The organism is Pseudomonas sp. KCJK9111, from assembly GCF_046231935.1.
GTDB lineage: Bacteria > Pseudomonadota > Gammaproteobacteria > Pseudomonadales > Pseudomonadaceae > Aquipseudomonas > Aquipseudomonas parafulva_B.
This window is the reverse complement of record NZ_JBJJMO010000094.1, coordinates 1-12,370: the sequence shown is the minus strand read 5'-3', so window position 1 is coordinate 12,370 and position 12,370 is coordinate 1. Positions and strand designations below refer to the sequence as shown.

Sequence of the window (12,370 nt, the reverse complement as noted above, 5' to 3'; positions counted from 1 at the left end):
AGACGATCAGGCACTTCGGAGTTACCAAATGATTACTGATGCCGTGAACGGCAAAGATAGCCCGAACTCTGTCGAGCCGGAGCCTAACCCCGGCGTTGATACCATGCCAGCAGGTCCAGCCGAGCCGCAATTGACTAACCCAGTTGCGACCCCACCCCCAGTCGTGATGGCTCAACCAACTGCTGCAGCACAGTCGTTTCCTGAACTGACTGGTGCAATCAATGCCTACATCGCGGGGCTCGATACCGACGGCGGTGTAGAGTACCCAGAGGGTCGCCAAATCATTCAGGTCGATCTGAATGGTGACGGTGAGTTGGATGCCGCAGTGCTCTATACCATCGAAGGCTCAGGCGGCTCACAGACGGCTTACCAGACGCTTTCTGCGTTCTACCATGCGCCAGAGGGTTGGCAAGCTCAAGGTGGCGATGCCGCGATCAGTGGCGCCGTTCGTGAGGCGCGCGATGTCGGCAGCCGCACCATATTCATTGACGCTCTGATTCAGGGCGATGAGGATCCACGTTGCTGCCCAACGCAGCCATACCCTCAGCGCTTCCAGTGGAGTGGTGACAAATTCGTCCAACTCCCAGGTGCTTGAACGTTCGCTCTCACAGGGGGCGTACGTCTGTCATCGTGCAATGCCGCCACTATGCGTAACCACGCGCTGATAGAGCGCCCCAGTTTGGAAATCTTGAGTCAAGGATAGGGCTATGGGTCTACGTTTCTCAAAGCGGATTACGATCGTGCCAGGTTTTAGGTTGAACCTGAGTGCAACAGGGGTGAGCGCGTCAATCGGGCCGAAAGGGCTGAGCATGACCATGGGGCGCAATGGTACTTTCCTGAATGCCGGCCTACCCGGGACGGGCTTGTCCTACCGCCAACGGTTAGATGGCGGCCGCCAGTCGACGTCCCCTCGCTCCGGTTCATTAGACTATTCAGGGCCTATCAGGATCAGCGTACAGGATGATGGGACGCTGTCCATTGTCGATGACACTGGTAGCTCGCCACCTGCTGCAGTGGTGAGGCGTGTGAAGAGTGAGCAGGCTGCAGAGATTGAGGCGCTGCTTACCAAGGCTGCCGAGAAGCTGAACCAAGATCTCGCTGATTGCCTTAGTCTTCATGTCGGCACTCCCCGGCCGGGGAGTCTGGCGGCATTACCACCTCCTTTTTCGATACCGATTCCGACGGCGCCGGCGTCAGTTGAGCCTGGCCTCATTGATAGGATTTTCAGATCTGGCAAGCTCGAGGCTGACCGCCTCACCAGCGAGCAGATCTACCAGCAGGATCTATCGGAGTGGGAGGCAGCCCGTGACGCGCATGACAATGAGCGCTCGGAAGCTGAGAAGACCTTTCGCCTGGCTGCGAAGGGATTCAGCGCTCACATGGAGAAAGCGCTCGATTACGTGCTGAGCGGCATAGCCTGGCCCAAGGAAACGAACGTTGCCTATCAGTTCACTTACGATGCAGCCGGGATAGCCTTGGATGTCGATCTACCTGACGAGGGTGATACCCCGCGGCGTACTGCCGAGGCAAAAGGTAATGGAAAGCTCACCTTCAAGATACGAAGTGATGCCCAGGTGCGACGGGACTTTGTGGGGCTGTGTTACGGCTCTTTGTTCAGGGTCGTTGGCGAGGTATTCGCGCTTCTGCCTGCAATCAATCGCTGCCTGGCGTCAGGGTACGTTCAACGAAATGACCCGGCGACCGGGCGCCTCGAGGAGCCCTATATCTTGTCTGTGGTCGTGCGGCGCGAGGACTGGGACCTTTTGGACTTTGGCCGCATTGAGCACATAGATCCTGTGGGTGCGCTGAATAGCTGGGGTGCTCGGGTCGACTTGGACCGTGCTGCGCGCTTCCGGGAGATCCAACCGTTTGACCTTGACTATCTGGGGTGAAGGGAGCCGCGGCTACGTGTTGGCGTACGCGCTTTTGGGGAATCAGAACGCTGAAGCAGGTACGTTGATCCATCCGCCGGGCTGAGGCAGTGCCCAGCGGGAACATCCAAACCAAATACGAAAAAGCCACCTCGGCCCTTGCGGATCAGGTGGCTATTTTTATTTCATGCGCTGAATTGGTGCGAGGATTCGGAACATCTGAAATTCGTACGGTTCTCGCTGAAAAATCAGGGTATCAACTGATGATTCCCTTCGCTTTCGCCTCTTTGAGCCAGCCCGGGAACTCTTTCGTAAGCTTGTCGTACAGTGCGTCTTCGGTGAGGTCGTGGAGGTCATCCATAGCGAAGAAGCTGCAGTTGTCGACAACGCGACCTGGCATATCATCAAGTCGCTCCAGGATGCCGTAGCCGTTTCCGCCCAGGCCGACAAATTGCCAGAAGAAATTCTTAGAGGACGCTTCGATCATCAGTTTTGTGATTGCGCGATTCTCATGAACACCGCCGTCGCTGATGAAGATGATGTAGACCGGGGTTTTGTCCCCGCTTTGGTTGTAGTAATCCATCAGGAGGCGCATCGCCCGTGGTTCGTCATTTACGCGCTGGCCCACATCCCACTTCCGCCAACCACCTTGCTCAGTGTCGATGTAGTCGCTGTAGTTGGAGAGAGTGGCTGGCGAGAGGTGAACTGGCTTGGCCCCAAACCCAAAAACATCCAGCTCGCCGTCATCATCGAAGGCTACCGCGAGTGGCATCAGCCGGTTCATGGCCTCTTGCACTCTGCCTCGGCTGTACTGGCCATTCATTGAACCACTCACATCAAGCACGAAGGCTAGCTTCGCTCTCACCTTGGTGAGGTTGTTTTTCTCCAGGCTGATCTGAGCTTTCTTTGCCAGGCTGAGCAATGCTGGCGCTTGGGCTGCGACCTTCTTCTCTAGTGAGAACGTCGCGTGGACAAGAGGCGGCGCAGCTGGTGCTTGGGCCGCGGGTTCGTCGCTCACCTCACCGCCGAAGTGGCGCACAAGCGCGCTCAAGCCTTCTTTGAAGCCCTGCAGGTTGGCGAGCATACGCCACTCGCCACCCTTGCGGTAAATGTCGGCAACCATAATCGCCTTTTCCACGGAGAAGGTGCTCCCGGAAAATTCACAGGTCGCGGCGTTTGGTGCGCCAGGTCCACTGACGACAAAGCGACTTGATGAGATGTCTTTCATGGCACCCGCGCCGTCGATCGCCGCGGTGAACACCAATCGATCAATCGTTGCCGGCAATGCGCCCAGGTTAATTTCGAACTGGCCTGGCCCAATCAGCCGGATGGCATCACCAGGTGAGGAGGTTTGGTTGAAGAACACCATGAAGCGGTCGTCGGACAGCTTCGATTGCTGATCAAGCCCGAAACAGGCTACGTCGATCACATTGCTTGACTGAATGGAGACCGCAACCGTGAGGCGGTCAGAAATACCTATGCTGGACAGCGGCAGGCGCTGGCCCTGTGTGATTTGCATACTGCGTCCTTGAGAAGTCAGGTCCGGCGGTTGAGAAGCCAGGACGGCGTCCTGGCGGTGCCCAACACAGCTCAACGTCCGGGGGGGATAACGGCGAAGGTAAAGCCTACTGGTTCGGGACCATTGGCCTATGCCGGGCGCGAAGCTTTCGGCGGACGAGGAGGGTGATCGCAAGCACTAGAATGAGCAGCCCGCCGAAGAATAGGGATACGAAAACTGGGAAAGGCTCCGTGGTACTGGTTGTGGCCTTGATGTCGGTGATGTTTGGGAACATCGAGAAGATCTGGAAGCGCCACCCGTAATACCGGATGACCGCGAGCTGGTTCGCGTCACGCGAGTAGTCCTGGGCCTTAGCCTGCAGATCGGCGCTATCGAATTTGAAGTACCACGGGAATCCCCAACCGGTATCTTCATTTCGATAGACCGCTACCTCACGTTTTGCGTCGGTAGAAACGGTGTTGATGAAATAGACATCTCGGGTTGGACCATCGGCCGGGTTTTCAGCGCTGATCACACCATCCGCATCCATGCGCTTCACCTCAACGCCAGTCACATGAACGACCTCATGGCGCGGCAAGTAGAAGTGGAGGCACAAAGCGATTGCCGTAACCAGCACCAGGCTGAGGATTCCAAGCGAACGTTTTACCCAGGGCATCTAAGTGATCACTCTTTAGAAATTGGCAATATGCAGGGAAACTGAGGCGCCTGCGCTGGAGAGTTGTTGCAAACTACTTCAGGCCGGTCGGACGGAGAAGATGCTGCCATATCAGGGTGAATGGGCCTAGCGATCTCCCACCCGCCTTGATACATGGCTGACACTAATGGGTATGACGCGCGTGCGCTGTGTGGCGCACGGCGGAGGGGGCTTACGTTAGTGCAGGCACCCGATTGAACTCGAGGCACTCACCCACGGGGGTGAACTTTGGGTTTCGACAAACCCATGCAGTAAGAGCTGTGTACGCAGCGGAGAGTGACGTAATCAGCGCCATGATCGCCTTTCGCTCACGCCGATTGCGCGCATCGGCTCTGGCCTGAGATTCGCCCTTGCGTCGTGCGCCTCCGTTGAACAGCGAGGCAATTAGCATCCCGATGACGACATAGAAGACTGAAATCAGGGTCAGCTTCGCCACCAACGTAAGGAAGATGCTCAGCCCCCCTCTGTTGTTTTTCACCGTGGCGTAGACCGCATAAGTAATCGAGAGGACGAAGCCAGCTACCACCGAGAAAACGGAAACGACGCCAGGCATTTCGAGCCATTTACACACCCCAGCGGTGACGATGCCGAGTGCAGGAAGAAGGTTAGTGATTAAGGCGTCGGTGTAGTCGCTGTAAATGGTTGCAGTCCCACGATGGTGGCGTACAACAGACCAGAAGGAGAGCAGTAGGCCCAGCACCAGGGTGTATTTCCAACCAGGACCATTGATGAACCACGTAGCTACGGGATTCGATTGTTGTTGAGCATTAGCGCTACCCGGGCGGGCTGCCGGCAGTGTGGATGCTTGAGGAGGAGTGCGTTGTGCCATCTGCGCTGACTGGCGCTGCTGATTCGCCAGGGTCGCTGCTTGTCTATCGCGCTCGGCGTCCGCGGCGCGACGTTGTGCGGCTTCCCGTTCTTCTCGGGCATTCATTGCCAATACGCGTTCGTCACTCGCTATACGCTCCAGTTCCTGAATCCGACCTCCAAGCGCCTTATCCAGGCACTTCTGGTCTTGGCATTGATTTCGGATCTGAAGCCACTGCCTTTGCGATTGACGAAGCCCCTGTGGGTTTGAGGACGCTGCGACGGCCTTCTTGTATGTACGATCGAGAACTCCATCCATTCCGGATAGGTAGCCATCTCGGCATATCTCAGTCTCTGCGAAGCCCGACGCTTTTGAACAGTCGAAACTTGCTGCTGAAACGCTTCCTGCGGCCAAACCCAGTACCAGCGCGATTGCGCCCTTTGTAAGCATTTTGAACTCCTTTAAAGACAGCTATTCCTGACCCTCCATCTATCGGCTGGCGGGCGATGTAGTAAAGAGCCATCGTGGCATTTTGTCACTACAATTTACTGCCTGATAAACCGTCTTCGAGTCACGATTAAGGACAAGCTAGCTACGGGGATGGCTTGGGTTTGTCCGCTGAGCATACAGCTTGATCCACGTAAGGCGGTCGTGGCCTGGGCATGCGGTTACAATGGAGTCTGCCTGAGCGGCTATTGACCTGGCCGCCGGGCGCACGCACCCACGGTTGACGAAAGACCTGCAGACAAGTGACCCCACTTTTCCGGCTTAAGGCGACACATGAGATTTCGACCTGAACTAAAGGGCAGTCCAAACGGTACGTTGCCTGATGAAGCTATTCGCAAGTACGCAGCGTACTTGTCATCCGAGACAGTGAATGTCACTCACGGTGGTTTTATGAGTCGGGCCCCGATTCTGCTGGAGTACTGGAGCGACGGGGATCAGTTTTCTTTCCGCTTCAGTCCGCCGGCGTTGAGGTTTCTTGAGGAAGCTGATCATTTACGCTTGGAGTTGGTGGCTGATCTCTTCTCAGGTATTCACCCTTAGGCGGCGCCATCGGCTGTAGCGGCCATTTTGAAAGCTCACAAGACAGGAGGACTGGCCCATGCCTTGCGACTGCTTGCAAATGAGGCAAGAACCGCGCGGTTTGAGGACAGACCCAAACTCCAAAAAATGGCGGGTGAGATGAGTGTGAGCTTTGAGATGCAGCGCCGCGGCGTTCGATTTTTTCCTAAGCAGGTCGTTCGAAGGGTGACCCGAGATGCAGCCAGATCCTTTGGATCATTGCAAAGCTCCAATGAGCCTGGCCATCAGTAGTTCTTGGATTGCACGTGGTGACCAAGGTGAGCCTCCACCAAGGCCCATACACTGTCCGGCTTTTAGCAAGCGGGGCTTCCTCAGTTTAGGTTGATCATGGCCATCAATATTTCACGCCAAACACTTACCAAGCTGTGCGAGATACTTGTTGAAAAGCGCAATACCTCAGCTCGGAGGGAGGGGCTGACGAGATTTGAACGTGAGGCTCTGAAGGAGGGAGTAGCCAGGAACACGGACATTGGCGACTACCTGATTACCACTGAGGCACGAGCTTTCTCAAGCATCGAATACATCTTCGAAGAGTTGCTCGTTCTTTTTGACATTGCTCAGCAGTCTATTGGCCGTCGCCCGGTCGATCCTGACGACGAAATCCCTCTCACTCAAGCTCTCAATGCCGTCGACGCAACTGCTCTGATCATTGGCTTGCAACAGGTCGGCCTTCAGGTAGACCCGTCTCGGCTCGTTCGGGAGCTGACAAAGAATCTTGAGGGTAGAGAGGTGCTTACAAGCAATGAGCTTGAAATCGTCCTCTATGATCTCTACGTCGGCCGCCGCCGCACAGTGCTGAATGCAGCTCAAGGTCCAATACACCCGTTGTGGCCCGAGACGACTCACCAGGACGAAGCAGGATACCGTTTCACCATGAAATGGGACGGGGACGCTGTGGTCTGGCTTGAAGTCCTGGGCCCAAGGTATCGGAAGCCAGAGCCTCAGGAGTACACGGTATGCGAGTTCTGCGGACATTCGTACTCCACGAATTACACGCAGGAGGCTCGCATCCATAGTGAGGTGCACAGTCGTAAGAAGCAGATGATTGCCCCCCAGCCAGATGAGCAATTTGCAGAGCGATTGGCCACCCTCGGCCGGGCTGGGGAACTCGTCGATCAGGGCTCACCCCTCTGGATGCATGGTGCTGTCTGCGATCGAGCTTTTGAGTTCAAGCGCGAGTTCAAATACGACTTTGTACAGTGGGATTGTTCCTCGACCAGGCGTGCAGGGGAGGATTGGCAGGGCTGGCTCTTTGCTGCAGACGACATGGGTACGATTGCGGGTGCATGCGGATTCATGCGCCGCGACGGCGCCGTTGAGGGGCCTGAGTGGTCCTTGCAATGGATTTGGTTAGCACCGAAGTACAGGCGCGCCGGCCTTCTGGAGGCAAGGTGGCCATCGTTCCTGCAAGCCTATGGTGACTTCGACATAGAGCGGCCGCTTTCGCCAGCAATGCAGGCCTTCGTCCGAAAGCACGGTACCCAATCGCAAAAGGCCGCTCTGCCTGCTGAGTAAGCTCATCATCCGCCGCGCCGACCTTTGTGTAGTTGGACGGACATTTAGCGCCGCAAATTGTCCGTTCTTCTGATCTTCCTGCCCGGCGACATCTCCACAATGCAAGCTTGCCTAAACCACCCGCCCAAGGCGGTATAGGGCGTGCATCCGCAGTCCCATTAGCTCGACCCAATTCTGTACGCCCAATTTGGGATGACACATGCCCTGAAGCCGGTATCCTCCGGGTCTCTTACGGAGCCAGCTGGAGGGCTACTTGTCGCATTCAAACGAAAAAGGCGGTCTGGCGCACCTGGTGCACCTTCAAGGCATCCAATCCTCATCCCGCTAGAAGAGGTCGACCCCCTCCTGGCGCTATATCGTCCAGAGCAGCGTGTGGGCTAGCGATCACGGTTAAGCTCAGCGGGCCGCAATTCAGACACATCCCTGGCGTGAAATCATTATGATATTGCCGCGGACTGCCTGAGAGCTTCAATAGCAGGATAGGAACCTCTTGAAACCAGAAGATCGGCAGTTAGGTTCAGGGATAAAGCTTGATTCTCACCTGATTCGGCACACTGCTTTTGGATAGTACGAAGCTTTTGGCTTTCTGTGCTGCAGGTGCCGCTTCTACACACCAACACTGACAAGGAACCGTTGGATGCTCCTAGTTTTGCTCGCGTGCCTCAACGCTGTCTGTTTGCTAGCTGGCCTCCTCTTCAACGCTGAGCTCCTAAACGTCGCCGGCGCGGACATACCGCTGAAGAAACTGCAGGATCTCGAAATATACAGCCAGATCCTGGCGTCAGTGACCGTCTGCCTGACAGGCTGGCGAGTGTGCATCTGGGCTCATCGCCGTTGGGGAGGAGAGAAGTACCTCTGGCACAGCGTGGGAGTGATGACATTGGTCGCCGCTCCTGCAACGTGGTGGGTTCAGGGTGAGGCGCCGGATCTCATCGCTGAGAAATTCCCTCACACCCTCCGGGTATCCAGCCTTTACGCCTATGTGACCAAAAAGGGGCTGCTCTACGATTCCATTCAAATCCCAGGGCTTCCCTATCAGGATTACCGGGACCACGGCGAGGGCAAGGCATTCATTGCAAACCTCGGGATTTTGATGAGTGCGCAGGGGACCTACGTAGAGAAGATCGACGGGAATTTCCCAGCATTTGCTGAGGCCGTTTTCAAAGGTTACACACGCCGCAACGGCGATGCGCTCTACGAGCGCCTCCAAGCTGAAGTGGTTCCAACCACTCTGGATATCATTCGCGCGTATGCCCAGCTTGAAGCACTCCGGGCTACTGGCATAGGCAATAGTGAGTGGAAACCCATCCGGCTGCCCAAGCCTGGCGAGGACCTCGGGTTTAAGCCAACAGTTGCTGAATACGCCCAGGCGATCAAGCCAGGCCTGCGCAGTCGGCCGCAGGTCGCTCAGTCTCCTGAGGTCCTGTACATGGCCAGCCAAGCGCTAGGGCCCATCTACGTGAAGGGGATGAATGTGCTTGCCAGTCGTGAGCAATTCGAGAAGTACCTTCCGCAGATCGCCCGCAACATGGCCACCGATGTTGCGCACACCGATATCCGCGGCGAGCAAGGCCTGAATGTGCTCAAAAACATGTGGTTCGTCCCCTGGTCGCTGTTGAGCGGGCTCTTTCTAGGAGCACTCAACCTGGTCGGCCTGATCCTGTCCGCCTGCGAGCGGCGGGGACTGATTCGAGGCCGCCAGTGGCTGCTGCGTACCGTCTCCATCGCTGCAATCGTGGTTATCCCCCTAATGGTCGGCAATGCCCTGGTGCAATCTGAAGGGTACAAGAAGGCCTTCCGCAGCATTGATCACGGGCCGACTCTGGTTGCGGGTGTTTTTCATTGGGCAATGACTGCTGAAGCAATGCTCTACAACCTCACCAAGCCACTGCTTAAAGCAGAGTGACTGTTCGTAAAAAGGAGTTTCAACGTGCGTAAGAAGTTTGTCGCCACTTGCTTGGCTATCACCATCGCTAGCACGACCGGGTGCGCTCAACTGGGAATCAACAAACAGCAGGCCGGTACGATCATCGGCGGCCTGGCTGGCGCTGTCGCTGGCGCGGCAATGGGTAAGGGCACCGGCAAGATTGTGGCAATCATCATTGCCGGCAGCCTTGGCAGCTACCTTGGTAACCGTATCGGCGCCAGTCTCGATGAAAAGGACCAGCAAGCCTTGGCGCTGCGTACCCAGGAAATCCTCAACCAACCTGTAGCCCCCAACCGACCCACCACCTGGGCGTCGGACCATTCTGGGGCGACTGCTGAAATTGTGCAGGGCAAGGAGTTCACCCAGACCAAAGTCGTCGAGGTCAAGCGCGCCCCTACAATTCAGGCCGTACCCTCGATGCGATTGATCAACGAGCCTTACGTGACCAAGTCGAGCGTGAATGTACGATCCGCCCCGAATTTGAAGGCTGGAAAGGTCGGCGGACTTGCTCCGAGCACAGAGTTCACCGCGGTAGGCTCCACGGGTGATTGGGTTTTGGTTGGTCGGAAAGGTGTCACTGTCGGATACGTGCACAAGTCCTACGTACAGCCGAAAGAGCAGGCCGTAGCTCAGCGGGCGGCACCAGCTGCCCACTTGGACGATATGGACGTGAAAGCGAGCAAAGAGACCCAGGCATTCGACCTGGACTCTATCCAGACTCTGCAGACCCAGCAGATCGCGGCAGAAACATCCTGCCGCCCGGTGACTGTGAGCCTAAAGTCCGCAAGTGGCCAGCCTGAGCAGCAGCAGAGCACCTTCTGCAAGCAGAACAACGGCACTTGGGAACTGATTTAAGGACAGCGATGAAATATAGCGCTCTCGCGCTGGCTGTGGTTGGAGCATTCGGTCTTGTGCCGGATGCCCTATCTCACGAGTTGGCATTTTCGAAGAAAGACCAGGTCATGGTTGAGGTCCCTGGTACCGCGGATACCTGGTGTAAACCGGACATTGAACTAACCATCTCGAGGGCCTCGTGGGACAACCAACAAACTCTTGAGCGTTTGGTTTCTGTGCTACCGGTCGTCCTCGGGAAAGATTGCCCGGCGGCTAAAGTAACGTGGAAAGCCGTCGACGCATCTGGCAAGCCATATGCGAGCGGTTTTGGTAACGCTGCGAACCTGGGTATCGTTTCCTTGGCGCAACCCCAACTACGCCAAGATGGCCCTACCACAGCTCTCTCCTCGGCCGCCTCAACAGTGGTACCTGAAGCCGCAGCTGAAACTCAATCAACGGCTGGCACTGCAGCGTCGACTGAAGGGGTGAATTCTCCAAAGGCGGAGGCAACAACACAGAGTGTTGCAACAGAGCCGGTACCGGCCCGGGCACAAGATGAGCTGGCAGCTGTGACAGGGGACACAATCCCCGCGGCGGTTGTCGATGCTGTGGCTACCGACGGCGACCGGTCGGTTGTGCTCAGTAACACCCAGCTCGCACAAGTCGAGGACGGGGAAGAACGGGCTCAGGAAGCACGACGCCAGATGGAGCGCATGGCAAACCTGCACACTCGGGTGCTAGCGCGTTACGAACAGCTCAAGGCCAGCCTGAAGGAGACCAGCGGGCACGAGAGTGAGGCGCTGGCACAGCTTGCAGGGATCAGGGCTCGATTTAGCTCCCCGTTGGCCATGATGGACCCGGGCAGTTCAATGAGAGCCAGCCCGATGATGGTTCACGTGACTGGCCATGAAGGTGATTACTATCAAATCGACTTCCCAGGCCCAGGCCGCTTGAAGTCCGATCGGAAGCTCGGGAATGAATGGTACGTCCTGCAGGCAGCGAACCTGACCCCGGTCGCTCCACTCGTGGGTGCTAAAGCCGTCCCGACATTCAAGATCTACTCGGCCGAGGAGCCGGAGCCTTGTAAGCAGGCGAGCTGCGCGGAGCGCGTTTCATTTGGCGCGGTGCTAGGCCGGGAGTTTCCCGATGCTGGTATCGATTTCAGCTGGACCCCAGAGGTATCCCAGCAGCATCTGAACGCCTGGAAGAACGCTTCCGCACAAATCCAGTAAGGCATCACGATGACCATCTTAAAAAACAGAAAGGCCCAGCTGATTTGCGCTCTCTCCATGGTGGTGTTGGGCGGAGCTTCAATCGCCGGCATGATGAACACTGGCGAGAAGAAAGCCCTCGCTTACTACGAGGACTTCAAGCAACGGTTCTACCTCCAGGATGTCCTCGCTGAAGGTGACATCTCCTACAGCATTTTCTCTGGAAACCTGACCGTCGAGAACCCTGAGATTCGCCTAGTTGCTGCCCGAACCAATGGAGCTGAGCAGTTCCTGCGTGGGCTGTACGGACTATTCGGTGCCTCCCTGGATGGGACCACAGAAGGCGGCCTGGCTGATTGGGCAAAATACCAGGTTGGATCAACAGTCGGCCGCGGCACTGCTGGCGCTTACATCCATGCTGATGAGTTGAAGCTCAGCCACAGTGGGGATAGTAAAAGCGGCAAGATTCGTATCCAGCTGTTGGGTGTGGACCAGAGCAACCAGTACCTGTCGCACTTAGGGTCAGAAATGGTCTTGGTCTCCGATGTACCTGATGAGGTTCAGCCTGGTGATGAGGTGGGGCCGCATGGGGAAGTTGTGAAGCCCAAGTACTCGTGGGGTGCCAACATGGCAGTTCGATCATCGGTGACGGGTTCATTTCTGATTGCAGCCTCGGGGGAGTTCGGAACCAAGGTCGACCTGGATCTAACAATCACGCGCTCCGACGACGGAGAAGGGACCATGAGTTTTGTGGTCATTCACCGTATCGATGGGAACGAGGTGGGCCGGATCGTTCGCGAAGCTCGGTTCGCTGCCCTGCCTGAGCTGGACGCCGTCCAGGAAACGCTCAAAACAGGTCTGACCGCCTTCATCGTCGGCGCCTACGACAAAATCGCTAGCCAAGC

General features: G+C 56.7%; 10 protein-coding genes. 7 read left to right on the top strand and 3 right to left on the bottom strand.

What is annotated here, in order from left to right; genetic code table 11:
• Both ACK59L_RS20480 and ACK59L_RS20475 read left to right on the top strand, forming a co-directional pair.
• Positions 1-595: hypothetical protein (locus ACK59L_RS20480; RefSeq protein ID WP_409275699.1), on the top strand; the 595-nt coding region annotated here is incomplete at its 5' end.
• A gap of 112 nt (positions 596-707) precedes the next feature.
• Entirely contained in the window at positions 708-1,892 is a 1,185-nt protein-coding gene (locus tag ACK59L_RS20475) for a DUF4236 domain-containing protein (RefSeq protein WP_409275697.1), read from the top strand.
• Positions 1,893-2,127: 235 nt separating this feature from the next.
• Here the strand turns inward: ACK59L_RS20475 and ACK59L_RS20470 are convergent, their stop codons facing one another.
• From ACK59L_RS20470 to ACK59L_RS20460, 3 genes are all read right to left on the bottom strand, one after another.
• Positions 2,128-3,390 carry a VWA domain-containing protein gene (locus ACK59L_RS20470; RefSeq protein ID WP_409275695.1) on the bottom strand — a complete coding sequence of 421 codons (1,263 nt, stop codon included), beginning with the start codon at positions 3,388-3,390 and terminating at the stop codon, positions 2,128-2,130.
• 106 nt (positions 3,391-3,496) lie between these two features.
• On the bottom strand, positions 3,497-4,045 hold the full coding sequence (locus tag ACK59L_RS20465; RefSeq protein WP_409275693.1) for a DUF1523 family protein: 549 nt from the start codon (positions 4,043-4,045) through the stop codon (positions 3,497-3,499).
• A gap of 211 nt (positions 4,046-4,256) precedes the next feature.
• Positions 4,257-5,342, bottom strand: coding sequence for a hypothetical protein (locus ACK59L_RS20460; RefSeq protein WP_409275691.1), 1,086 nt, complete (start codon positions 5,340-5,342; stop codon positions 4,257-4,259).
• A gap of 963 nt (positions 5,343-6,305) precedes the next feature.
• Between ACK59L_RS20460 and ACK59L_RS20455 the strand changes: the two genes are divergently transcribed.
• From ACK59L_RS20455 to ACK59L_RS20435, 5 genes are all read left to right on the top strand, one after another.
• Complete coding sequence (locus ACK59L_RS20455) at positions 6,306-7,493, top strand: hypothetical protein (RefSeq protein ID WP_409275689.1); 1,188 nt, start codon at positions 6,306-6,308, stop codon at positions 7,491-7,493.
• Between the two features lie 637 nt (positions 7,494-8,130).
• On the top strand, positions 8,131-9,399 hold the full coding sequence (locus ACK59L_RS20450) for a hypothetical protein (protein WP_409275687.1): 1,269 nt from the start codon (positions 8,131-8,133) through the stop codon (positions 9,397-9,399).
• Between the two features lie 24 nt (positions 9,400-9,423).
• Positions 9,424-10,275, top strand: coding sequence for an SH3 domain-containing protein (locus ACK59L_RS20445; RefSeq protein ID WP_409275685.1), 852 nt, complete (start codon positions 9,424-9,426; stop codon positions 10,273-10,275).
• A gap of 8 nt (positions 10,276-10,283) precedes the next feature.
• The gene (locus ACK59L_RS20440; protein WP_409275683.1) at positions 10,284-11,486 is read left to right on the top strand and encodes a hypothetical protein; all 1,203 of its coding nucleotides are present in this window, start codon (positions 10,284-10,286) and stop codon (positions 11,484-11,486) included.
• Between the two features lie 9 nt (positions 11,487-11,495).
• Positions 11,496-12,370 (top strand): hypothetical protein (locus tag ACK59L_RS20435; protein WP_409275681.1); only part of this gene is annotated, 875 nt, incomplete at its 3' end.